Raw genomic sequence first — 24413 nt, forward strand, 5'->3', positions numbered from 1 at the left:
CTCCACACTCTTTTCCGGCAGGAGATCGCAGGCGTATTCATGCGTCTCACTCAGCCTATATTGACGACTAAATTCAAACTATCGTTTTAAACTTTCGTTTAATACTGATCTAATTCTAATGAAAATACCTTTGCTGTCAAGCTATTTTTTTAAGCATTTCTACTATGGATGCTCACAAAAAAATGGAACAGGCACCTTCCCTGCTCCACACGTTGGTTAATCATGACTATGCAATGATGTCCATATCAATCTGCAAGCTTCATCATCTGATATTCTGACAGTATGCCCAATGTCTGACCGTGAATACTTCTGCAATATATTCGAATAACCAGATGATTCGGTGAAGAACTGTTGCTGATAACCCTCAGTTCATAAGGCTCGGATGTGACATCCAGATTATGAATGACCTGATTACCGCCCGCCCCCCCTGAATTTGACGTTAGGTGAAAAAGGTGCCGGTACAGTTCTCCGTGAATACTGGCTCCACCAACATATACATCCGTCCCTTCCTCGCCGCCCACATAGGCCAACTCCACATCCATGTACTTGACGGGAACAAATGTCTGTAACAGATTCTCATGAATCTCAAGTAAATATACCGCCACTGTAGATCCCTCCTTCGGAGCACATGAACCTTCCTGTACATAGGATATGCTTCCTCTCGTCCATTGCCATTTGCATTCACCCATTTTCGACCAATTACACGGAAATGCCCGACCTTCCGGTCCTCTTTTTTCATAGAATAAAAGGATCGAAGCTCGGCCGGTGCAGGCCGTGACAAGGAGGTAGCTATGAAGGTTCTGCTCGTTACGTATTGGGAGCTTACACATATGGGAGGCATATGGACATATGTTAAACAACTGGCCGACAGGTTAATCGCACTTGGTGTAGAGGTTGATATCATGGGCACAAATGGTGCCAATAACGAAGTATATGTTCGTAATCTCAACCGCGCTTTCTCCAAGGATAAGGTGTGGCCCATGCTGCAAGCCAAACTCAATCCGACTGATCTGCCACAATTCACTGCCGATCCTCTTCTCGCTTATTATGAACTGAATAGATATGCCTTCGAGATGGCGGCCGCTTATCTGGGGGTGGACCATTATGACGTTATTCATGCTCAAGATCCGGTAGCTGCGGTAGCCATAAAACGCATCTTGAACCGCAATATCCCACTGGTTACAAGCTATCATGGCGCTCTTGCACGCGAAGCCTTTTACGATGCTCAAAATTCCAACCCACAGCTTACTCTCCCTTCATATTTGCAATCCAAGCGTGGACGTTATTTTCTCTCATTGGAAGAGCGAAGCGCAGCACAGTCCGAGCTCATTCTCGTGTCAAGCCACTGGATCAAGAGTACGCTTACAGAGTTTGCCGTTCCTGAATCAAAGTTCAGACAGATTCCCTATGCTATAGATCTCCCAGCCTACCGCGCCTCAGCAGCTGTGAAGTTCCGCCAGCGACCACCTGCGGGCAAGAAAGTCATTGCCTTTACCGGACGACTTGAATACATCAAGGGCGTTCATGTGTTAATCAAGGCCTTAGCCAGTCTGAAAAACAAACGTTCCGATTGGGTCTGCTGGATCGCAGGAGAAGGCAATCTAACCGATGAATTGCGGTCACAGGCCGCGTCAACGGGTATTGGAGCCGATGTTGTGTTCTGGGGCAAGTTGGACAATATTCCTTCCTTCCTGCGCCATGCAGATATCTATGTCCAGCCCAGCCTGCAGGACACCCAGCCGTTCTCCGTTACCGAAGCGCAACTGGCGGGTGTACCTGTTATCGTCAGTGGCACAGCCGGCATGCCCGAGATGGTTGAACCTGGACGTACGGGATGGGTTGTTCCTCCGCAGGATGTCGACTCGCTCCGTGAACTGTTGGATGCACTACTTGAGGATGATGTTACCCGAAGAACAGTGGGGGCGGCGGCGAAAGCTTGGGCTGAACAAAATCGTTCACTGGAAGTGATGGGATTTCGTACATTTCAAGTCTACCAAGAAGCCATCTACAGAGGAGGACATACAATATGACGTTACTTGTACCAAGTGATCTATACAATCGCTGGTTTTCGACTCCAGTTTCCACACCTCACATCGACGTGGATTACGCTGTAATGAATGAATTGATGAATAAGCTGCCTAAAGGATATATATTTCCCGATCCTGCATCCATGGCGATCATGAATTCAAAAGATTGAGTTGTCCAATGATATGCCGTCTTCATATAACATGCCGAAATATCAAACAAGGGGTGTCCCATCTGTCATATGAATGACTGAGGACACCCCTTGCTCGCTTCAAATGTGTTCTAACGGACCGAGAACACGCTATTACAGATCGTTTTAATCTGTCGCCAACTTGGAATACATATTCAGATCACTGAACGTTTCGCCTACCCTCTCGTATGCTCTGAGAGTACCTTCATATGTGAAATTGAGCTTTTGTAATAGCTTGATAGAATTCACATTACCGGGATCAACCTTTGCTTCCATTCGATTCAGCTTCATAGTCGAGAATGCATGAGCTAACAAAGAAGAGATCGCTTCCGTAGCATATCCTTTCCCCCAGTGTGATCTGGCAATGTCATACCCAATTTCTGCTTTAAGATTGTCAAAATCCAGTGAATTATAACCACAGGAACCTATGATTTCGTTGGACTCTTGCGCAAAGATAGAGAACCGAATGGCCTTGTTTTCCTGAGAAAGATCATTCAGAAGATTAATCATGGCTATAGCTTGATTTTCATCCGTAAAATGAGTGATATTCATAAATCTAGTTACATCCGGATCAGACCAAATTTTAAACAAGCTGGCCGCATCCGATACGTTCATTTTTCGCAAATATAACCGTTCTGTGTATAACTCTGTAATCAATACTCTTACCTCCATTAGTTTATTAATAGTTGGGTTTAAGATATTGATATCTGCGCATAGTCCAGTCCCTTCTTTTCTCAACTTATAATCATTATATTAAAAAACCACAGGATGCTACCACTTTTTCACCAAAAAGAGAGCCCTCCCTTATAGCAATCAAAAATTGAAAAATAAGTGAATAACAAAAAAGGTAGGTCCCTAACATGACAAGGAACCTACCTTTCTAACAACAATTATATGTTTCCTCATTTTTTTAAAAATTTTTTTCTAAATTTGTACTTTATAATTCTTCAATACGAATGACTCTATCAAAGTAAGTGAGTATATTGGTATTATGCGTAACAACCACAATTGTTTTTCCCTTCCTATTTAATTCTTTTAGATGTTCTAATATATATTTTTCGTTCTGCTCATCTAAACTTGCAGTTGGCTCATCAGCAAGAATCAGATCACTATCTTGCAGTATAAGTCTTATAATGGCAATTCTTTGTTGTTCCCCTCCACTTAGCTGATACACCATCTTTTTTTTAAGTGTGGTGAGTGCAAATTCATCCAGATAACGATCAATCAACTCATTCTTGGCTTTTTTGTTCATCTTCTTATATTCCAGAGCCAAACTCAGATTCCAAAGCACAGTTTCATCATCCACCAAACCATAATTCTGAAATAAATACCCTATCCTCTTTCTCCTCAGCATCATTGCTTCTTTGGAATGAATTTTAGGGTTCTGATGCCCAAATAGATGCAAGTTTCCTTCGTCTTTACTCGTAATCAAACCGATAATATTTAATAAAGTTGTTTTTCCTCTTCCGCTTTCACCTGTAATGGCGACCATTTCACCTGTATTTATGGTTAGATTCATCCCAGATAGTATGGCTGAACCTTCATAACTTTTTCCAATATTAACAAGCTCAATTTCATGCATCATGATCCTCCCCGTAATATTTTATGAATATTTCTCACAATAACCAACCTATACAGGATAAATAAAATAATAATGTCTACCAATAAAATTAATAAATATACTATTAAATTAAATGGGATGAAGAAATTCAAAAACGTAGCAGATAACAAAATGAGTGTAATTAGAAAGCGTGATCTCAGTATTCTAAAATCACTAAATCCCAAACCATACTTGTTAGCCAGATTTTTTCTATTGAACATTACATCAATGTAATTAGAAATATAAATAACAAAGACTAATGTAATTAAGAACAAAACAACAAATATAAAGGATTGTTGCATGTAAAATTCTGTAGAACTTATTTGACTTTGAAAAGGTGTAATCAATGAACCTTCAATAATTAGGTTCGATAAATTGAAGTTTTTGACTTGAGTCGAAAATTCTTCTCTGCTGTCTGCTTTGATAATGATGTTTCCTTGATTTAATTGGTCATAATAGTATAGCTCATCAAATTCTCCCTGATCCAAGATTATAATTGGGTCTTCAATCTCTTCCCCTGAAAGCTCTCCTCTGTCCCCTTTACCAAGTAATTCAGGTTTCAGGCCGTTTGCAATATATAGAATGTCCACTGACTTTATCAAATTAGAGTTGGCGTTCTCAATTTCATAATTTTCATTATAACTTAATAATGCATTGTATCTTTTTGTATAGTATTCAATGATTTCTTGTTCATGTCGCTTATGCTTTTCAGGCACCAGAATTGTTGGTACTTTGATACTCTTCATATTAATTGGTCTGCCCCGAGGGTCTAGAATATCAACAAAAGCATTTAAATAAGTATCATTCACAATGATATGATTTTCTCTGAAATCTGCCAAAACATTTTCTCGTGTAGTTCCTCTTCGTTCTAATAAACTAAAAGAGAGCTGAGATAATACATTGGAAAAATTGTGAACATATAATTGATCCGATTCCCTAAAATATTGCAATAGTTTTTTTACAGAACTCCCATAATGAACAAGCAGATCTTTATTCTGAAGAGCTTTCTCATACTCGTCTGAATTGTATCCAATGGACGTATAATAGTTTTCTAGATTTGAAAACTTATCATACGTATGTAGTGCCTCTTTGTATTTAACAAAATTTTGCGAAAAAATGGAGGCAGATACTGTGATTGATAAAATCAATATAATTTTCACAGCATATAAACTCAAATTTAATCGGCTAGAATATACTTTATTTTTTATCATTAAACTAATATCTATATATTTGAGGCTAACTTGGGTAATCAGTAGCATCATTAGATTTAAAATCCCAATAGTTAATAAGTGACAGATTGTCAAACCAAGTGCGACAGTTCCTCTGTGAAAGATTCGTGAGCGGTTCTCCAGCCCAAGCATTTTCGGGGTCTGTGGTTAATCAGATCCAGTGAGTGGCCGAGATCTTCATCCTCTACTTGAGCGAAGTCGGTACCCTTGGGATGAAACTCCCGCAGTAGTCCATTCCCATTTTCGTTGGAACCGCGTTGCCAGGAAGAATACGGGTCAGCAAAATAGACGTGAAAGCCATGTGTGTCTTCCAGGTTTGCATAGCAAGCAAATTCCTTGCCTCTGTCAGCCGTGGCTGTAAGGAAGGTGCCTTTAGGGTACTGGGAGATGGCTACACCAAGCGCAATTTCCATGGACAAAGCGGTACGATCCGGCATGAGAATGGCGGTATACAGCCGGGTTTTGCGTTCAATGAGCGTGGCTACGCATCCTTTACTTTTCCCACGACCTGATACGACGGTATCCAGTTCCCAGTGCCCAAACGTTTCTCGGGAACGAACCTCATTGGGGCGATCCGAAATGGATCTGCCGATAGCGAATTTACCGCGAGTTTCTGTGGGTTTCTGACGCTTCCCTTTGTGTCGAAGGACCTGTAACACGCCTCGAACTAGACGTCCGGCATAGAGCCAACGATAGATGGTTTTAAAGGAGACCGACGGCAGGCCTTGGATGCGGAAACGTTCCGTGATCTGTTCCGGAGACCACGTGGCTTGCAGTTTTTCCTCCAAGGAAATAGCTAAGACTTCGGACCATTTACCAGGTGAGACAGAAGCCTTACGACGCTCCTCATACGCGCTCTGAGCCTGTTCTGCCTGATAGGCTTGCGATGAAGTAGCACGATTCAATTCACGACAAATCGTCGAAGGATGTCTTCCTAATTCTTTTGCGATGCCTCTTGAACTTTGACCTTGCCGATGGAGGATTTCTAGCTTGCTGCGCTCGATTATGCTAAGATGTCTGTAGCTCATGGTGGATTCTCCTTGTGTGAATGGTTGTTGTGGTGACTTCATTCTACACGAATCCGGCCATGGGCCATTATTTATTTATTTCCAGCGGGTGTCGCACTTCATATTACAATCTGTCAAGTAGAAAAACAACATGAAAAAGTAACGTGTCACAATATTATTGAGACTCAGGTAATAAACGATATGTACACCAAATATAATCGGAATAAGAATACTCTGTAGCAAAATAAGTTTTCTTACAGAAGTCATAACCATACGTAAAGATGAGAACCCTAGAACCTTTTTCACTGCATTCACCTTTACTCTTGTAAAGGTATAAATAAAAAAGATAAGTTGAGAAAGTATTAAAAGTATCCCAAAATTAATTGAATTAGATTGAAATATCTGCTGATATTCGATCATAGCTGAATCTGCTTTCAATGCGATTCCAATATCACTCGAGATATCGTTTAATATATCTTCATCGAGATTGGTGGAAAAGGCCCCATCACTATCTATGAACTCTTCTTCCGTTAATACATAATAATTGAATGTCTTATTAGATGAAGTTGAGTTCAATAAATTTAGATTTGCCAAATCGCTATGATATATTTCATAAATCATTTTGTTATCGTTAGATACAGGAGTTTTTATCAATTGAAATTTGCATTTGTTATCGATTTTACATTGCTCATTCAAACTCTTATATAATTTTCTCAGATTATCTCCGTTGTAATTTTCCACACTATAGGAACTTAACGAATCATCTCCAAGATGGTTGAGTTCAAAAATTGGATAGATTGTCTGATTAAATATAATTGATAATAATAATAGTTGACCTAATATGAAAATAAAAATTGCCCTTACCATGTTTTACCACCTTTAAGCAATCATTTATGAAACAAGAAGAATGGCATCCTTGATGCACCTAAGTATAATCAAACATTAACTATGTGGATTATTTACTACCGCCACCAGAAAGAAGCCGATAATCATAATAAGATGATTCATTACACCATAGACTTCTCTCAGCAGTTATATACGCTTTATCTGGAAGCCATCCTGACGTAGTTACACTCGAACATACCTTTACACTAGCTTTAACCTCATAGAATCTTCCATCATCTTTATTATTATCATAGATGTCAGAGAACACGCGGGTTCCTGTTTGACCCCCATCATACCATAAGTCTCCTCCTGCAACCGGTCCAGCAAATACAGTTACAGATGTTAATGCGAAGACTACTACCGCAAATAAAGCAGTCAGACCACGTTTGAAATTTTTCAATTTTTTACCTCCCCAAAATATGGATGCCATTCTTCTATAAGTAAAATACTAGTATACCATCAGATTACTGTCAGTATATTCCTAGTTAATATTTTGAATAAATTGATTTTTTTTACAAATGATACCGTAACTATTCTCCTGTATAATAATTCTAAATCAGTTTTCATATCTCGTAGTCGAAACAATTAACACTTACTCCTTCAACAAAAAAAGTACCCTTACCCAGTAATAGCATAAAGGTACTTTCTTCCCATTTGAACCTCTGAATCCACCAGTCGTGACTACTCTATTTCCAATATCCACCCACATACAGCAGATTAAGCAAAATAGGTCTATGCGTCGCCTGAACCCGTTCCATCTCGGCAACCAGCTCCTTGAAATGGCGTTTGGTCCCCATGGACTCATGCAATCGGTAACACATCAGAGGTTCATTGTAGTAGAACAGCTCATACATTGGAAACAGCCTCATCCACATCTCATAGTCATGGGTGTAGCGAAAATCAGTGTCGAACAATCCGAACCGCTCAAATGCTTCCATCTCTAACATGACAGTACAGCCGTTGATCGGACAACCTTCCAGCAGTACCTGCAACATCTCCAGACGACTTCCCACTTCCGGATGCACCGTATCCAACCATTCACTCTTCTCATTCACATAATGGTAGGCACCATGGCAGAATGAAGCCTTGACCTCTCGCATAAACTTTAGTTGTTTCTCCACCCGATCCAGCAGCATCACATCATCCGAGCTGAGCCAGACAAAGTAATCCCCTGTTGCATGTTTGATGCCCTCATTTAATGCTGTCGCGGTTCCACCGTTTTCTTTGTGAATATAGCGGATGGAATCCATGAATGGTTGTAGCTTCTCCACGTGCTCGGTTGACCCATCATCCACCACGATGACTTCGATATGCGGATACGTCTGGTGAATGGCACTGTGAACAGCCTGCTCGATATAAGCACAATTGTAAAAAGGAATGACGATCGATACTTTTGGCTCCATTCGGGCCTTCCCCTCCTCTTACTGTCTTAGATAAAATGCTGCGCAAAGAGGGCGTTAATCAGCCATCTTTTGGCTTTCTTAACTGCCCTCCCTACGCTACCCGCCAAGCGTCGCTATTCGATGCAACAGCGGTTCGCGATATCTGGACCATACCATGGATGCCTCTCTACCGATGACATCCGCATGACGTACCGATCCCATTCCCCCATGCCACCGATAGGCAGTAAGTGGTTCATTCAGGTATGGGAACCGATGACCGTTTAGCAAAATCCGCATCCAGAGATCCAGATCATGGGTGTAGGGCAGAAGCTCATCAAACAATCCCACTCCGCTGAACAGATCCTTGCGGATCATGACAGTACAACCGTTGACCGGATTGCTGTTAACGAACACTCGCAGCCAATCCAGATCGGCCATCGGTTCAGGCCCACCATGCATTCTGGTAACTGCCGAATGCTCGTTGATATAATGAAAGTTCGTATGGGAGACGAGCACATTCTCGCGTTGCATAAACTCCAGCTGATAACGAATTTTATCCGGGTACAGATAATCATCCGAACTGAGCCAGGCCACATAATCACCAGAAGCATGGCGGATGCCATGATTAAGTGCCGAAGCCGTCCCGCCATTGCTTTTGCCAAGCACATTAATATAAGGAAGATAGGGTTGAAGCAACTCTGCATGCCGGGTTGAACCGTCATTCACAACAACGATCTCCACATGGGGATACGTCTGGTTCAGTGCACTATGAATTGCCTGAGGCACATAAGGGCAGTTGTAGAATGGAATGACAATGGATACTCTTGGATTCAACTTGTCGTCCTCCCTTGCTGGACACGAACATCACTCAGGATATCCTGAAGTGATGTGGCAAATGGAATCATCGGCTGCCAGCCAAGCTTGCGCAGCAGTGATAATTCCTCCTGTTTCCCCGAACCATCCGGACCAGAAGATGCCCCATCCCAGCGAACAGGGACTTCCGCTTCTGTCATGGACAACAGCAGATCTGCAATTTCACCAAGACTGCGCTCGACTCCGGACACCACCGGGTATACTGTACCGCTGGACCCGTGTACCAGGAGGGTCGCATATGCTCTGACGGCATCCCGCACATCCAGAAAGTCACGCGTATTGTCCCGTCCGGACAGACGGAATGCCTCGGTTTTGCCTGCCTGCTCACAAGCAACAACATGGCGTGCAAGCAGTGAACAGATGCCTGTGGAAGGACCCGCACCAATCAGATTGCCTGGCTCCGCCAGCATGATCTGTTGTCCGAAGAGCGACATCCACGACAAGGACACCATCTCTTCCAGCGCTTTACTGAGGCTGTATGGATGCGGAGGCTGGGGAATCTGGCCAGGTTCCGGCGTATATTTTAACCGCGATCCTACAATAACGGTTCGTGCTGTCGGACAACTGCGAAGCGCATCCAGCAGATACAGCACGGCCATCACATTGGTCTCCAGGACCAGTAGCGGATCAGACCACGAATCAGGCACTGAATTTTTGCCAGCGAGATGCAGCACATAGTCGGGCTGCACCTCGCCGATCAGATGACGCACTTGCTGTTTATCATTCAGATCACAGACATGGACCTGAGTACCTTTACCAAATGAAAACACATTCGGCCTCCGGACTACCGCCGCAACCACTGCACCAACTTCCCGAAAATAAGATACGGCATGTCGCCCGGTAAAACCGGATGCGCCTGTAATCAGCACTTTCTTGCCTCTCAGCTCTGCTCCATCCATAATGCCAACTCCTTCAGCATTGTAGAATAATCCGGCAGGTCTGTTTTCACATCCTCGCGAGTGGACACCAGCGTACGGTCCTGCACGACACTGTCATCACGAACAATCGTCACATCCTGCTTATCCCAGGTCTGCTTGAACAATACAAGCAGGTCATGCTTGCTGACAGGTGCCGGATGAGCTAAGTGAATCAGGCCGCTAACCGATGAGGCCAGGTAATGATCTACCCATTTGGCCAGCTCAAGTGTGGTCACACCGTTCCAGAATACGCGGGTATACCCCCCGACTTCACCTGTGCTGGACATGAACCATTGCATCAGACCAATGCCGCCCTGGCGAATCTCGGGTCCAATGATGGACGTACGGATCGTCAAATGACCTTCATCCTGAACTTCACCTAGGGCTTTGGTGATGGCGTAAGCTGAAGTCCCATCCGTAACATCATCTTCCCGATATGCTCCCCGTTCTCCACTGAACACACAGTCTGTGCTGATATGAATCAGGCGTGCACCAATCGTATCTGCAACCCGACGCAGACGATGTGGCAGGAAACCGTTAATATGATATGCAGTAATTTTGTCCTCATCTGCGAAGTTGTTCAACACACCTACAGCATTAATAATCACATCCGGGTGCACAGCTTCTACCAATCGATCAACCATGAAGCTGTCGTTCACATCCAGGAGCAGACCATTGGGGTCCGTTACATCCCGAGATGTGTAGAAGACGCTGTGTACACCTTGACGGCGGAAATAGTCGACCAGAATATGGCCGGCCATTCCGTTTCCACCAAGTATCAGCAGTTTCATGACAGGAATCCTCCGCGTTTCAGAATTTCACGAATCTCCTCTTTGCTCATGAGTTGGTGTTCAGAACTGAAACTGTTAAAGGAGACCGGGGGACAATTGGTATAATGTTCACGCAGACCCGGTATACCCAGGGTAGGAAGAATAACCAGGTACTGCTCATCGTAGACAACGGTGGTCATGCTCTCGAATTCACTCATCAATATTTCATGAATTTTCTCCCCTGGACGAATGCCACGTTCCACAATGCTCACATTCTCCACACCGGAATCCTCAATCAGCACTTCCGCGAGATCAACAATTTTGCAGGTAGGCATCGTCATGACAAAGATCTCTCCACCGACACTTTCCACCGAAGCTTTGAACAGCAAGGTAATTGCATCTTTCAGCGTAAGAAAAAATCGAGTCATACTCATATCCGTGATGGAGACCTGCCCTTTCTGGCGGATCTGATTCTTGAACAGATGTACCACACTGCCGTTTGTTCCCAGTACATTCCCACCCCGTACCGTAACAAATTTGGTATCACTGTGTAACAAGTTTGCATATACAATTAATTTCTCGCCGATCGCTTTTGTCATGCCATAGAAGTTGGACGGATTGGCAGCCTTGTCAGTTGAGATATAGATTACTTTTTCCACCTTGTTCTCAATAGCGGCCTCGATCACGTTCTGTGTACCAATCACATTGGTTTTGAGTGCTTCGTACGGTTGGTCTTCACACACCGGAACATGCTTGAGCGCAGCCAGATGAAATACATAGTCCACATGCTGGCAAGCCGCCGTCAAGGCGTCCTTGTCACGAATATCTCCAATCCGGAAATGAAGACGTGGGTCTTCGAATTCACGACTCATAGCCACTTGGCTGGACTCGTTCCGGGAATATACAATAATTTCTTTGGGCTGCTGGGGCAGTAGTTGAGCCACAAGTTCATAACCCCATGATCCCGTACCGCCAGTCACGAGTATACGCTTATTTTCAAACATGCATTTTCCCTCCAAGCAGAAATTTAACCACTTTACTGGATACATCTGTGGCTTTGTAACCTTGCGGGCAATCCCAGTCGCTAGACATCTTTGTCATGACTTGCACGCAATCAGCGATGCGCGCGGCATCCAGACCGGAGACTACATTACTGCCGCAATCGACCGTTTCCGGCCGCTCGGTAGTTCGACGCATCGTTACGGTCGGCACGCCCATAATGCAACACTCCTCCTGCACGGTACCGCTATCCGTAAGTGCACAGCGTGCATGACGTTCAAGCATTACAAAGTCGAAGAATCCAAACGGCTCGTGAAACTCCACCAGCGGGTTCATCTCCAGTTGCAGATGCTCCGCAATCCGGATCGCGGTACGCGGATGAATACTGCAGATCACACGCAACCCGTGTTCCTCCGCGACCTGATTCAGTCCTTTCATAATCTCCAGCAAATGAGGGGCATGATCCACATTCTCGGCTCGATGGGCAGTAACCAGGAAGTATTGCCCAGACTTCAGCTTGAGCTTTTTCAGTATTTTGCTGGAACTTACTTGCGCGTCGTAGTGCTGCATTACTTCATAGATGGGATTGCCCGTGAGCACGATGCGCCTGCTTGGTACCCCTTCACTGACCAAATGTTTCTTGCTCTGTTCCGTGTAAGGCATATTAACGGTGGAGATGGCATCAATAACCTTACGATTTTTCTCTTCAGGCACATCCAGGTCGAAGCAACGATTGCCTGCTTCCATATGAATAACAGGAACACCCATGCGCTCAGCCAATATTGCACATAATGCGCTATTGGTATCGCCGAGCAGCAGCAATTTATCGGGCTTCTCCTGCAATATCAGATCTTCCATCTGCGTAAACATCGAGGATAGCTGTCGTCCCAGAGTGGCCGCTTCATCCTGAAGAACGTAATCCGGTGCGCGCAGGCCCATTTCCTTGAAAAAGAGACCGCTGAGACTTTCCGTGAAGTTCTGTCCCGTGTGCACCAGAATATGTTTGGACGCATACTGGTCCAGCTTGGAGATGATCAGGCTGAGCCGTATGATCTCAGGTCTCGTACCCAGCACCGTCATGATCTTCATCGTGATCCCTGCCTTCATCTTGTATTGGAACCCTTGCGCCCTGCTCGGCTACGTCCTGCCTTGGCAGATTTGCGTCTGCGACTAGCCGATTTCCCCATATGTGGACGCGGTCCCTTCGTTGTACGGAGTCTCCCCTTACGTTTGCCAGTTCCGGAAGTACGTTTCAGTCCCTCACGGTCTCGGCGAGAATGAGGTGCAAGTGGCTTGCGACGACGCTTCCGTGTTTTGCCCCTCCGTGGAATCAGCTTTGCAGCTGGGACAGTACCTGAGGCAACAGGAGCATCGTGACCCAATGCGATTGGAGGTAATGAAGAATGTGGCAACGCCTGGATGACGGTCAGCGGGAATAACAGTGCCCGAACCGTAGCCGGCTCCAGAACCAGTACAGTGCGTAGTCCGCCCTCTCCATGGGCATACACAGGTCCATTCGGAGGTTGGATATAAGCAAACCATCCGGGAAAACGCAATAACCACTGTGTCACCATCGTATGCAATTTTGTTCGGTAGGTTTCAACGCCGTAGAGCCTTTCCGCTTCTGTCCGATTGCGCCATCCTGTAGTGGAGGCCAGCTCTGCATCATTCAGCAAGGTTGTTGCCAAGGTGACAAGCGCTTCGGTATCGCCCGGCGGGGCCAGAAATGCATCACTGCCTACAGATTCCATTAATTCCTTCAGTCCACCCTGAGCAAAAGCGATGACCGGTTTGGCAAAATAGAGACCCTCCAGTGCGGTCATGCCAAATCCTTCTTTGACCATGCTTGGGATGACCAGGATATCCATCGCGGTATATGCCAGAGATACGTTCTCTTCAAACGTAGTGAAGGTAAACCGGCGTGAATACCCGGATTTTTTCACCCGTGATACACACTCGTCGTAATACTTTTTATCCGATGGTGCCCCGATGATCCAGAAGCGACAACGCGAATGCGTTTCACAGATCCTCAAGGCCATATCCACAAAAGGTTTCAACCCTTTGGCATCATATATAAATGAAGAAATATAACCGATACAGGTCTGTGATGATTTGAAACCGAGCTCCTTACGCTTGCGTTCGCGCAGATGAACCCAGCGGTCCGGGGCTGGTAGCGCGGGTTCCCAAGTTGGGGAGATAATGGTCACTTTGTCACCTATGCCGGCTTCTTGGAATGGGGCTACAGCTGTCTCGGATATACCGATAATCCAATCCGCGTAACGCCCAATCATCTGGATCGCCTCGGTTGTATGTTCATTCGTATGAATGATCTCGGTAATCTTCCAGATGACTGGAATCTGCAGGGACTTTGCCGCTACAGCCGGCATCACATTAACGCAGGTGTTCGTTAACACCATATCGGGAGCAGTCTCCCGTATGAGGGAGACCGCTTCCTGATACGCTGGTGTATGGCGAAGATGCTCCGCATCATCTGCAATGCCCAAGTAAGGTGTGTACACACCGTGAAGCATCGGCAGAGTGCATATTTTGACCTGAATGCCGAATCTTCGCGCAAGCCCCGCAAGCTTCCCCTCCTGAGGGGCTACGAGCACACATTCAAAGATCGCACCGATCTCTCTCATAAAATGAAGCAGCAGCTTCTCGGCGCCTGTAATGCTGCGAGTATTACACACATGTGAAAATAACATCAGCTTTGGTTTCGTTGCCATGGCCGCACGGACCCTGTACACGGATATCCGATACAGGGTACTGTGCACACCTCCTCCCGGCCAGAATTAAGGGAATATGATGGTTAACATTTCATTAATTCTTTTGCCATACGTGTGGTCTTTCAGTGTACGTTCGAGTCCACGAAGTGCAATCTCACGGCGTTCCTTTTCATGAGTAAGATAATATTCCACTTTGTCGAGTAACTCCTGCGGCGAGGAATATGTCTCAATCTCCACACCCGGTTTGTAGAAACGCGCAATGTCATCCCGGGCGTCGGTCAGCTGCAGCGTCGTGGACGCGGCAATTTCAAACGTTCTAGGGTTCGGTGAGGCTGGCGGGATTTTGAGGTGATTATTATTGACGGAATCATCTTCGTGGGATCGATGCAGGTTGATGACAATTTTGGTGCCATTGTACACATCATTGGTCTCCGGCGGACTCATCCAGCGACCAAGTTCAATCTTCTCGCCATAGGCAGTATAGTCAGGCAGGCGATCCCACCAGATTCCGTTAAATACCGTATTGTGTGACATCAACTGAGGCATGATCGGATTGAAGAAGTATACCCGGTTCCAGTAGGCCGAGCCGATAAAGCTGACATCCCGTTTTAACGGGGAAGGGGTTGTAATTGGAAAGTAATGATTAGTGAATGCGGCAAAAGGGAGGTAGTGTACTGACGCGCAGCCGATTTGTCGATATAGATCGATACAGTTCAGTTCCAGCGTGAAGACATGGTCAAAATGTGTCACAATATCCAGCGTCATATCTGTATAGTACGGGTCATCCGTCAGCCAGATCGCCGTCTGAATGCCCGCTTGGCGAATCGCATCGATATGCTCGATGGGGATATCCATTCCATCCAGCACCAGCACAAGATCAGGACGCGTCTGCAGCGCAATTTCAGAAACCGGTTGACGCGGATCAGAGAGGGTTACTTGAGCTACCATACCCTGTAACGTGGCCATAATGGCCTCATCCAACGGGGAATAAGGGAAGCCTTTACCCGAGGATACATACAGCACATGAAGCTGTCGGAAAGGCAACGGTTCCTGTGCACAATTCACAATATAGTTGGCGCGACCGCGCAGATATCCTTCTTCCTTACCTGCGTCATATCCGGCATGTTGCCCATTTTTGCGCGCTTGATCAGCCAGGCTCAGTACGGGTGCATGAACCTTTTTGGTTTTACGGTGTTTGAGAGACATACCGCCACTCCTTTATTTTTTGGGATAGGGTTCTTGTTGATGCTGCACTTCAGACGTGGATTACAAATGTTCCAGCAACTGACCGATCCGGCGAGTGAATGTATGCTGGTTCATCGTGGTGAGAAGTCCACGCCACGCCATCGCCTGTCGTTCTTCTTCATGCTTCAGATAATAGTGGATCTTGCGCTGAAGTTCCGCTGCGTTGGTGAACGTCTCGATGTCATATCCCGGCTTATAATAACGGGGTAAATCTGCACGTGCATCCGTAATCTGCATTGTGCCGCATGCGCTAATCTCATACGTGCGTGGATTAATCGAGTGACCTTCAAGATGATGTGTGTTGCGATTGTCTTCCCCATTCTCGCAAGTCCGGTGAATGTTAATGACAATCTTGGCGCCATTGTAATAATCTACTGTCTCTCCAGGAGCAATCCATCCTTCGTGGATGAAACGGCCTAGTACATCATAGCGTGTCAATCGGTTCCACTGGCTACCCGCAATGAATACCTTTTTGTCCGCAAGAAAAGGGGCCAGCTCATCAAACAAGGCAATCCGGTTCCAGAATCCGGTACCGATAAAACAAATGTCGTGCTGATGCTGCGGTGCGGCGCGCCGCGGTTGAAACATGCCTGGATTCACCGCGAGTGGCATATAGATGACCTGGTTCGCTCCATGTCCCAGATAGAAGGGTACGGCGGCCTCTTCATGCGTGAACACGACATCATAATGCTGGCAAAGGGACGTTGTATCTTCGGTGAAATACGGATCATCCACAAACCACACGGCAGTTCGGATACCGAGTGCACGTATGCCTTTCACCTGCTCCACATGATCTGCGGGAAATACATGCAGACCATTCATGACGAGCACAACATCGGGCCGATGATGAGTGGCTTCCTGCAACATCGCTGCTGGCGATCCAACAACGCATTCACGTACAGATTGCTGCAGAGCCAAGGTGACACCTTCATCGATGGCATCGAATCCTTGCGGGATATATAACACCTTCATGTCCCGCAGGGTCGGTTCAAACATCTGCACCCGCTCCATCATGGCTTGACAGCCGCCGAATCTGCGGCCTTCTGCATATCCGCCGCGGTAAGCCGTTTCCGCTTCGGTCAGCGGACGGTGCCTTCGTTTTGCCACATTCTTCACCCTGTCTTCCTTCAGGAGATCTCACTTCCAGACTCTCCCCGAGATTGGTCTTCCCTCTAAAGGATATGCCTCGGGGTCAGATGCATCATGGACGGGTGTCCTGCAAGGCGCAAAATTGGCGCATGCCCTCCACATCCGCCTGTACGGGCATGTCCGCTTTTGCGGCGATGCAAATAGCCCGGAGGGATCTGTCCCCCGGGCTAACTGCTAGACAGGTATCATTCGATGCAGGAATAATCGTGTCTACTCGGTTACTGTGCTTTGTACGCCAGCTGATGTCCGTCCTCGAATCCCTTGGCGAAACCCGCGTTGAATCCCTCGTTGTACGCCTCGTTGTATCCCTGGCTGTACGCACCGTCCGGGTTCGGATCGGTAGGGGTAGCCGGGACGACTGGTTGTACGGGCTTTGGACTCCGGTGCCGCCGTACCGCACGTTTCTTTTTTTTGAGCCACGCACTGCGTCCTTTAAGTGGGCGTTTGTGAAGAACACGTTTGGCTCTGAGCGCACGCAGTTTGCGAATTTTGCGCAGACGGGCTCCACGGATTAACAAAGCTCTTTTGGTTCTCAGTCGTATTTTCTTCTTCTTTAACATGTCAACATTCCTCCTGTATGTCCCGAACGATACGAATTGCACACCCGGGGTCTTTGAGCCACGGCAAGCCAGGCTCCCCATGCTGGATTCGGGCCAGCCTGATTCCCGTAACCATACGAGACATTTCTTCCTGATAGCGACTCAGCAAACGAATGTTCTCGGCCAGACTGCGGGCGGATACTTCCGAATGAGCGGTTACACTGGCTACACTGTCCAGAATGCGTGCCAGCGCCTGCTGACTGTGTGCAATGGATTCGATAAGCGCCAGTTTGGCTTCCTGCTCACGCCGCATCAGACTCATTTTCCCATGTCTCCCAGATCCATGCCGCCAAACATGCCGCCGTCCATACCGCCGCCATCTTCGCTATCGTTCTGTACCATCACCGCTTTGAGATTGTTGCACAGTCCAGTCTCCATCCGGGTTAAACCTTCCAGCAATTCCACCAGCTGATCATGCATTTTGAGCGGCTCCCCTACCTGATCCCCATGCGTCAGAAAGGTATCCCCATTCAAATGATTCAGCGTCCAGTTCCGTACCTTCTCGGCCTCAATCGCTTTTGCCTCCAGGATCAGGGCAATATTCCACTGCATTTTGGCTGCTGCGTCCAGCATCAGAATGAGGCTCTGTTCTCTACTCATGTTCCTTCACCCGCCTTCCGGGCTTATTCTTCTTCTTGAACCGCGATCTCCCGCATGACTTGGGTCAGCGTTTCGGCTACAGCCTCTTCCAGATCTGCAAGGCCCCCCAAGTAAGAGATAATGCTTTTGTTGATTTGCCCAGAGCTATCCAGCAGACCGTCAACGCCATCCAACTCCGGTTCGATATCTGGCAAATGATTGATGATTTCAGACATGCGTACAGCGACTTGGCGTTTGGCATCCAGCACACGTGCGATCTGCTGGTGAGAGTGTGCAATATGTGTGATGATTTCATCGATTTTGCTCTGCATGGTCCTCCTCCTTACCGTCACGGCCTGCTTCACCCATAGAAAAACCCGGCCTATCAGCATTTGCCTGTTACAGCATATGCCGGGCCGGGATCGTCAGTTACTACAGCTTGCGCCTATATCGTCAGATGACATAACTCCAGTCGGAAGAATATCGACTGAGGAATTGGCGAGTACGTTCCTGCTTGGGACGTACAAACACCTCCTCCGGGATTCCTTCCTCCACAACGGAACCTCCATCCATGAAAACAACCCGATTTGCCACCTCACGGGCAAACCCCATTTCATGGGTGACTACAATCATGGTGATCCCCTCTTGAGCAATGGAGCGGATGACAGACAACACTTCACCCACAAGCTCGGGGTCCAGCGCAGAGGTCGGTTCATCAAACAAAATCACTTCGGGATTCAGTGCCAGTGCTCTGGCGATGCCCACCCGTTGTTGTTGTCCACCTGACAACATACTTGGATACTCATTGATTTTGGCAGACAGTCCGACTTGTTCAAGCACTCGCAAGGCACGCGTGCGGGCATCGGCTTTGGACATTTTCTGGGCAATAATTAAACCTTCCGTGACGTTATCCAGCACCGTCTTGTGTTTGAACAGATTATAATGCTGGAACACCATCGCCGTTTTTCGTCTCAACTGCACAATGTCATGTTTGCGTGCATGCTTGCAATCAACGGTTAATCCACTGATCTGAACCTCGCCCTCATCGGCACGTTCCAGAAAATTGACGCAGCGCAGCAGCGTTGTTTTACCTGATCCGCTCGGTCCAAGGATCGCTACGACATCGCCCTGTTCCACGGTCAGATCAATTCCCTTCAATACTTCCTGCTTGCCAAAAGTTTTGTGTATGTTGGTTAGTGTAATCATGACACGCCTCCTTTGCTATACACGGCAACCCGACGCTCAAGCAGAGCAGTGATCCGCTCGGCAATGATGGTTAACCCCCAATAGATGAAAGCTGCGGCGATAAAGGCCTCCAGAAACTTCAGACTGACGGATGCCACCACATCCGCTTTACCGAGGATGTCCATCTGCGACACGGTAAAAGCGAGTGTTGATCCATGCAGGAACCCAACAAACATACTGCACAGGTTAGGCAATACAGCCCCGATCGCTTGAGGGATGATGATGCGCCTTAAAGCCTGGAATGTGCTCATGCCTACAGCGTGAGCCGCCTCCATCTGGCCGATATCCACAGCAAGAATGCCTGAACGGATAATCTCGGACATATAGGCGCCCGCAGTGAGCGAGAAAGCAATCAGTACAAATACGAGAATAGGAATCGACGAGGATTGGAAAGCCCAACCGTAACGTTCCGCCAGCTTATCGATAATCATCGGAATGCCGTAATAGATGAGGAATAGATGCATCAGCATCGGTGTTCCACGTAGGAATGAAACGTAGAATTCAGCAATGCGGTGAATCCACCGCACGCGATAAATACGGATTAGAGCCGTAGCCAGACCGATTCCGAAGCCTGCAATCAACGGAACAATCGTAATGACAAGTGTCAGTGGCAATGCCTTCAGGATTTGAAAAAAAGATGTATAGATAAACTGGAGATCAATCGACATATGCTCACCCCGCTATTCGTTTCAGTGAGAGTTCAAACCTCTTTCAGGCGTTTGGCTCGAATTGCCGGTTTGTGTACAACTCTCTTGCGTTCATGACGCTGGAGTCTGCGTTCTGCAAAGGCAAATCCTTTTTCAAGTACAATAACAATGACATAATAGACCACAGACAAACTGATATACACTTCAAGTGCGTGCGATGTAGCCGAAATTAACGTCTGCCCTCTGCCCACCATATCCATGACACCAATGTAGAAGGCCAGAGAAGTATCCTTCAATGAACCAATTAACGTATTGGCCATGTTCGGAAAAGCAACAATCAGTGCCTGCGGAACAACAATCCGCCGAAAAGACTGGAATGTGGTCATACCCGCAGCATAGGCTGCTTCCGTCTGGCCTTTATCCACACTGCGCACCGCTCCGCGAAAGATCTCGGCAAAGGACGCCGCGTCATTAAGCGCATAGGTCACAATGACAAATAACAACGGGTCGGTTCTCGACAGGTCGATGCCAATGGGTTTGAGCAACTCGGGAAGTCCGTAATACACCAGGAATAATTTGATCAGGATCGGTGTGCCCCGCATGAATGAGACGTACAGGGTAGCCAACTGGCTTAGTACCGGAATCCGATACAGCCGGGGAACGGCCAGAAGCACGCCGCCCACCAGTCCGAGCACGATGGAACCCCCCAGTACAATCAGTGTTATATGCAAATATCGTAGCAGTTCCGGGATGAAATCCAGAACCAATGACAGATCAAATGATTTTCCCATTACCGCTGCACACCTTTCTCAGACTACTCTTCAACCGTATAGTCAGCTCCAAGCCACTCTGTGCTCAGTTTGCCTAACGTTCCATCTTCTTTGATCGCTTTGAGCGCTTCGTCCACTTTGGTTTTGAGCTCCTGCTCATCCTTGTTCAGAATGAAGTACACTTTGGAGTTGGAGAGGGCATCTCCTACCGTTTTCAACTGAGCATCAACCGCCTTATTCTGATAATCAATGGCAAACTGCGTGCTGATGGTGGCATCCACCCGGCCTGTTTTGATCTGGGTATTGGTATCCTCACCCGCTCCGGAATAGACGATATCAATCCCGTTACCGTTCGCTGCATTCCATTTCTCAGCAAGTACAGCCGCATTACTTGTAGCACCAACAATCAGTTTTTTCCCTTTTAGATCCTCAATCGATTTTACTTCCTCATTTTTCTGACTTACGACAATTTTATTTGGAAAAATATTATAGGCTTCATCATTAAACAGGAACTTGGCCTGTCTCTCATCATTCACTTCCATCTGGTGAGCGATCAGGTCAATTTTTTTCGTTTCCAGACTCAGCAGCAGGTTTTTGAAATCCATCGTGCTGAATTCGAATTCATACTCAGGCAAACGTTTGTCGATCTCCCGGATCAGTTCCACATCATAACCTGTTAACTTGCCATTCTCATCAATGAAGCAGACATTTGGGAACTGTGTACCTGTTCCTACAATGATCTTTTTCACTTTGGTGTCGCCTGCTGCCGAAGCAGATTCTGAATCATTGCTTGCAGTTCCTGTGCTGCATCCAGCCAGTACCGCCAGCATTGTAATGAACAGCAGTGCTGCCCGGAATTTTTGAATCCCCCGTTTTTTAACCATTCCCAATCTCCTCCACAGGCTGTTATCACAGCGAATATAATGTGTACTCCCCATCCTCAAACCCCTTAACAAACCATTCACACTTGTATACTCGGAATTAGGTTGAACAAAGAATATCATTACAAGTCATCTTAGGGCAATAACTAAACTAATAGGACATCCTGATATGGTTATAGGACTTCTCTATAGTATAAGAAAAAGCCATCCCCCATATCAATTGGTGGATGGCTTCTTCTTGTATGACTCTCACTGATTATACCATTTTGGCGGTGCATCACCTGGTGTGTACACTACTCATCTATCTGCGACTCGCCCATTTAATTTTACGTGCAACTTCCACTCGCTGTAATTGTAAGAGACCGATCCGTTCCTCGAACTTCTTGCGTTCGTCCATGGAATGAGCGGCATGAATCTGGTGGCACAGACCTGTCAGTTTGCTGTTGATGTAATCAAACCGTGTCCATAGTTCCTCTTCAGGTGTGCGTTGCTGCTCCGTCGCCGTCTGAAATATTTTGAGTTGGCGGATAAGGGATTGTTGCCATTCCTGATCCTGAATTTGGATGGCAAAATGCAAAAGATCCAGATAGTCATCAATTTGCAACGAAACGCCGCAATCAGATTTAGTGTTCATCGTCGTCTCTCCTTATTTCAGTACTTGGCTGGAATCCATTACTTCTATCTTACAGGAACAAGCCCACTGAAAGCGAGTACTGAACGATTAAATTTCGGGAAAATTTTTATTTTTTTATGTTAAAACAGCTTTACATTTCCATAAAGACCAATTTGGCAGGATATTGATATTGGTACATATAAAATTGGTAATAAAAACCCGCGTTAAGGAAAAAAGTTTGTTCCTCAAAACGGTTTTTTCATCATTTTATATATAATATTAACACATATCAAATCAGTCGCTTTTTCCATCTCGTTGCTGTCTGGTCATCAGTAACATGAGAAATGAGATGATAATAATGGAGACAGTCCATGCCCAAGCCATGGTCTGATTGCCCGAATCCACAGCGACATAGATTGCCGTGGGTACCGTTTGTGTTTTGCCCGGAATATTGCCTGCAATCATAAGTGTGGCTCCGAATTCACCGAGTGCACGGGCAAAGCCCAGGATGAAGGCGGTCATCAATGCTCTGCCTGCGAGCGGCAAGGAAATGTAACGAAAGACCTGCCACTCATTCGCCCCAATCGAACGACCCGCATCCTCCAGATCACGATCCACACCACTGAATCCCGATTTCATCGTCTGATACACCAGTGGAAAAGCAACCACCACCGAAGCAATCACCGCAGCCCACCAGGTGAAAATAACCGGTACGGAGAATATGGCTTCAATCCATTGTCCAAACAGACTTTTACGCCCCAGTATGACAAGTAACAGAAATCCAACCACCGTCGGAGGAAGGACTAGCGGCAGCATAAATGCCGTTTCCAGCAGAATCTTTCCCCGAAATGAAGAACGTGACATCTTCCAGGCTATCGCAATTCCGAGCACAGTGGCCACTACGCTGGATAATAACGCAACCTGAAGCGATAGGCGAACCGGTGACCAGAATACGGACCAGTCTATGGCGTTCACATTCATTCCGGAATTGTGAATCCGTATTTCTTGAAGATATCGAGCACTTCAGGGGTTTGTAAATACGCATAGAATTGTTCGGCTTCCGTACGGTGTTTCGTTCCTTCAATAATACCTACCGGATAATTGGCTGGTGTGTAGCTATTCTTGTCCACCTCAAACGCAATTTTCACCTGATCCGAAGTAAAAGCATCCGTTTTATATACAAATCCTGCATCTGCATTACCTGTCTCTACATATTGAAGAACCTGTCTAACGTCTTTCCCCTGCACAAGTTTGCTTTCCAGTTCATCCCACAGCTTGGCATTGGTCAGAGCTTCCTTGGCATAGGTTCCCGCAGGCACACTTTCCGGAATCCCAATCGCTACCGTCCTGATGGAGTCGCTGGTGAGATCCGTTTCACTGGTTACTGTGTGGGTCCCATCTGCTGGCACAATCGCCACCAGTGAATTCTGTAGCAAATTCTTCTGATCGCCCGATGCAATCAGGTTTTCATCCACTAGCGCATTCATATTTTTTGTTGCCGCCGATACAAAGACATCAGCTGGGGCACCCTGTTCAATCTGCTGTTGCAAGGCACCCGAGGCGCCAAAGTTAAAATTAAGTTCTATATAAGGATTAGCTAGCTCATAATTGTTTTCAATCTCTTTCATCGCATCGGTCAGACTTGCCGCCGCAGAGATTGTCAGATCTACCGTTTCCTGCGGATCGGTATTTTCTGCTGATGAACTTTCACCTGATGCCGCTGGCGTTGAGGTCGTTTGCTCTGCACCCGTGGATGTATCCGTAGTGCCCGTGTTTGCGCCGCAACCAGCCAATACAAGAGCCAGTCCCAGTGACATACTTCCCAACACATATCCGATTCTCTTTCTCATTCATTTCTCCCCCAACGTTATCTTTAGATATAACTAGTTATAATTGATTATATCTAATTATACACAAGACAAAAAAAATGGGAAGGTGATTAAGATCACATTTGGCTTTTGTTATCTGTCCTACGCGTTTATTGCGTGTTCTCAGGTTTATGGCATCCCTCAATTAATGATATAGTACAAGAAACATTCATAACAAAACCATCATTGCTCTATACCTTTGAAGGAGGAT

29 protein-coding genes are annotated in these 24413 nt (G+C 46.4%); 2 read left to right on the forward strand and 27 right to left on the reverse strand.

Going from position 1 to position 24413, the window contains the following annotated elements; genetic code table 11:
* Nucleotides 1-245: 245 nt before the first annotated feature.
* The gene (locus MHB43_RS26195; RefSeq protein WP_339305506.1) at nucleotides 246-605 is read right to left on the reverse strand and encodes a hypothetical protein; all 360 of its coding nucleotides are present in this window, start codon (nucleotides 603-605) and stop codon (nucleotides 246-248) included.
* Nucleotides 606-791: 186 nt separating this feature from the next.
* Between MHB43_RS26195 and MHB43_RS26200 the strand changes: the two genes are divergently transcribed.
* Both MHB43_RS26200 and MHB43_RS26205 read left to right on the forward strand, forming a co-directional pair.
* Entirely contained in the window at nucleotides 792-2030 is a 1239-nt protein-coding gene (locus MHB43_RS26200; protein WP_405130757.1) for a glycosyltransferase family 4 protein, read from the forward strand.
* On the forward strand, nucleotides 2027-2197 hold the full coding sequence (locus MHB43_RS26205) for a hypothetical protein (RefSeq protein WP_405130759.1): 171 nt from the start codon (nucleotides 2027-2029) through the stop codon (nucleotides 2195-2197). Before MHB43_RS26200 ends, MHB43_RS26205 begins: the two co-directional genes overlap by 4 nt.
* 144 nt (nucleotides 2198-2341) lie before the next feature.
* Here the strand turns inward: MHB43_RS26205 and MHB43_RS26210 are convergent, their stop codons facing one another.
* The 26 genes from MHB43_RS26210 to modA all read right to left on the reverse strand — a co-directional run bounded on the left by MHB43_RS26210 (nucleotide 2342) and on the right by modA (nucleotide 24184).
* A complete protein-coding gene (locus MHB43_RS26210) occupies nucleotides 2342-2872 on the reverse strand; it encodes a GNAT family N-acetyltransferase (protein ID WP_405130760.1) in 531 nt (176 codons plus the stop codon).
* A gap of 280 nt (nucleotides 2873-3152) precedes the next feature.
* Nucleotides 3153-3800 (reverse strand): putative bacteriocin export ABC transporter, encoded by a 648-nt coding sequence (locus MHB43_RS26215; RefSeq protein ID WP_405130761.1) that lies wholly within the window; start codon nucleotides 3798-3800, stop codon nucleotides 3153-3155.
* Nucleotides 3797-5077: a hypothetical protein gene (locus MHB43_RS26220; protein WP_405130762.1), complete on the reverse strand. Its 1281-nt coding sequence runs from the start codon at nucleotides 5075-5077 to the stop codon at nucleotides 3797-3799. Before MHB43_RS26220 ends, MHB43_RS26215 begins: the two co-directional genes overlap by 4 nt.
* 38 nt (nucleotides 5078-5115) lie before the next feature.
* Nucleotides 5116-6072: an IS30 family transposase gene (locus MHB43_RS26225; protein WP_076210700.1), complete on the reverse strand. Its 957-nt coding sequence runs from the start codon at nucleotides 6070-6072 to the stop codon at nucleotides 5116-5118.
* A gap of 75 nt (nucleotides 6073-6147) precedes the next feature.
* A complete protein-coding gene (locus tag MHB43_RS26230) occupies nucleotides 6148-6918 on the reverse strand; it encodes a hypothetical protein (protein WP_405130763.1) in 771 nt (256 codons plus the stop codon).
* A gap of 88 nt (nucleotides 6919-7006) precedes the next feature.
* Nucleotides 7007-7336, reverse strand: a complete 330-nt coding sequence (locus MHB43_RS26235) for a hypothetical protein (protein ID WP_405130764.1) — start codon at nucleotides 7334-7336, stop codon at nucleotides 7007-7009.
* Between the two features lie 286 nt (nucleotides 7337-7622).
* On the reverse strand, nucleotides 7623-8339 hold the full coding sequence (locus MHB43_RS26240) for a glycosyltransferase (protein ID WP_405130765.1): 717 nt from the start codon (nucleotides 8337-8339) through the stop codon (nucleotides 7623-7625).
* 96 nt (nucleotides 8340-8435) lie between these two features.
* Nucleotides 8436-9152, reverse strand: a complete 717-nt coding sequence (locus MHB43_RS26245; protein ID WP_339305513.1) for a glycosyltransferase — start codon at nucleotides 9150-9152, stop codon at nucleotides 8436-8438.
* Nucleotides 9149-10090 (reverse strand): NAD-dependent epimerase/dehydratase family protein, encoded by a 942-nt coding sequence (locus MHB43_RS26250; RefSeq protein WP_221820938.1) that lies wholly within the window; start codon nucleotides 10088-10090, stop codon nucleotides 9149-9151. The genes MHB43_RS26245 and MHB43_RS26250 overlap by 4 nt, the downstream gene beginning before the upstream one ends.
* Entirely contained in the window at nucleotides 10072-10899 is an 828-nt protein-coding gene (locus MHB43_RS26255) for an SDR family oxidoreductase (protein WP_036605842.1), read from the reverse strand. The genes MHB43_RS26250 and MHB43_RS26255 overlap by 19 nt, the downstream gene beginning before the upstream one ends.
* Nucleotides 10896-11882 (reverse strand): polysaccharide biosynthesis protein, encoded by a 987-nt coding sequence (locus MHB43_RS26260; protein ID WP_221820943.1) that lies wholly within the window; start codon nucleotides 11880-11882, stop codon nucleotides 10896-10898. The genes MHB43_RS26255 and MHB43_RS26260 overlap by 4 nt, the downstream gene beginning before the upstream one ends.
* Nucleotides 11875-12966 carry a non-hydrolyzing UDP-N-acetylglucosamine 2-epimerase gene (gene wecB / locus MHB43_RS26265; RefSeq protein WP_405130766.1) on the reverse strand — a complete coding sequence of 364 codons (1092 nt, stop codon included), beginning with the start codon at nucleotides 12964-12966 and terminating at the stop codon, nucleotides 11875-11877. Before wecB ends, MHB43_RS26260 begins: the two co-directional genes overlap by 8 nt.
* A gap of 14 nt (nucleotides 12967-12980) precedes the next feature.
* On the reverse strand, nucleotides 12981-14606 hold the full coding sequence (locus MHB43_RS26270; RefSeq protein ID WP_405130767.1) for a glycosyltransferase family 4 protein: 1626 nt from the start codon (nucleotides 14604-14606) through the stop codon (nucleotides 12981-12983).
* A 66-nt stretch (nucleotides 14607-14672) separates the two neighbouring features.
* Nucleotides 14673-15812 (reverse strand): glycosyltransferase, encoded by a 1140-nt coding sequence (locus MHB43_RS26275; protein WP_091020900.1) that lies wholly within the window; start codon nucleotides 15810-15812, stop codon nucleotides 14673-14675.
* Between the two features lie 60 nt (nucleotides 15813-15872).
* Nucleotides 15873-16967, reverse strand: a complete 1095-nt coding sequence (locus MHB43_RS26280; protein ID WP_339178996.1) for a glycosyltransferase — start codon at nucleotides 16965-16967, stop codon at nucleotides 15873-15875.
* A 251-nt stretch (nucleotides 16968-17218) separates the two neighbouring features.
* Nucleotides 17219-17560, reverse strand: coding sequence for a hypothetical protein (locus tag MHB43_RS26285; protein WP_051446920.1), 342 nt, complete (start codon nucleotides 17558-17560; stop codon nucleotides 17219-17221).
* 1 nt (nucleotide 17561) lies between these two features.
* A complete protein-coding gene (locus tag MHB43_RS26290) occupies nucleotides 17562-17861 on the reverse strand; it encodes a hypothetical protein (protein WP_076211204.1) in 300 nt (99 codons plus the stop codon).
* Entirely contained in the window at nucleotides 17858-18199 is a 342-nt protein-coding gene (locus MHB43_RS26295; RefSeq protein WP_017692510.1) for a hypothetical protein, read from the reverse strand. The genes MHB43_RS26290 and MHB43_RS26295 overlap by 4 nt, the downstream gene beginning before the upstream one ends.
* A 23-nt stretch (nucleotides 18200-18222) precedes the next feature.
* On the reverse strand, nucleotides 18223-18510 hold the full coding sequence (locus MHB43_RS26300; RefSeq protein ID WP_017692509.1) for a hypothetical protein: 288 nt from the start codon (nucleotides 18508-18510) through the stop codon (nucleotides 18223-18225).
* A 121-nt stretch (nucleotides 18511-18631) separates the two neighbouring features.
* A complete protein-coding gene (locus tag MHB43_RS26305) occupies nucleotides 18632-19384 on the reverse strand; it encodes an amino acid ABC transporter ATP-binding protein (protein ID WP_405130768.1) in 753 nt (250 codons plus the stop codon).
* Nucleotides 19381-20091, reverse strand: coding sequence for an amino acid ABC transporter permease (locus tag MHB43_RS26310; RefSeq protein ID WP_076319761.1), 711 nt, complete (start codon nucleotides 20089-20091; stop codon nucleotides 19381-19383). Before MHB43_RS26310 ends, MHB43_RS26305 begins: the two co-directional genes overlap by 4 nt.
* A gap of 32 nt (nucleotides 20092-20123) precedes the next feature.
* The gene (locus MHB43_RS26315; protein ID WP_405130769.1) at nucleotides 20124-20861 is read right to left on the reverse strand and encodes an amino acid ABC transporter permease; all 738 of its coding nucleotides are present in this window, start codon (nucleotides 20859-20861) and stop codon (nucleotides 20124-20126) included.
* Between the two features lie 23 nt (nucleotides 20862-20884).
* Nucleotides 20885-21706 carry a transporter substrate-binding domain-containing protein gene (locus MHB43_RS26320; protein WP_405132471.1) on the reverse strand — a complete coding sequence of 274 codons (822 nt, stop codon included), beginning with the start codon at nucleotides 21704-21706 and terminating at the stop codon, nucleotides 20885-20887.
* Between the two features lie 316 nt (nucleotides 21707-22022).
* Nucleotides 22023-22355 carry a hypothetical protein gene (locus MHB43_RS26325; protein WP_017692504.1) on the reverse strand — a complete coding sequence of 111 codons (333 nt, stop codon included), beginning with the start codon at nucleotides 22353-22355 and terminating at the stop codon, nucleotides 22023-22025.
* A 273-nt stretch (nucleotides 22356-22628) separates the two neighbouring features.
* Complete coding sequence (gene modB / locus MHB43_RS26330) at nucleotides 22629-23315, reverse strand: molybdate ABC transporter permease subunit (protein ID WP_405130770.1); 687 nt, start codon at nucleotides 23313-23315, stop codon at nucleotides 22629-22631.
* Nucleotides 23312-24184 (reverse strand): molybdate ABC transporter substrate-binding protein, encoded by an 873-nt coding sequence (gene modA / locus MHB43_RS26335; protein WP_405130771.1) that lies wholly within the window; start codon nucleotides 24182-24184, stop codon nucleotides 23312-23314. Before modA ends, modB begins: the two co-directional genes overlap by 4 nt.
* Nucleotides 24185-24413 lie beyond the last annotated feature (229 nt).

The organism is Paenibacillus sp. FSL H8-0317, from assembly GCF_045040685.1.
Classification (GTDB): Bacteria; Bacillota; Bacilli; order Paenibacillales; family Paenibacillaceae; genus Paenibacillus.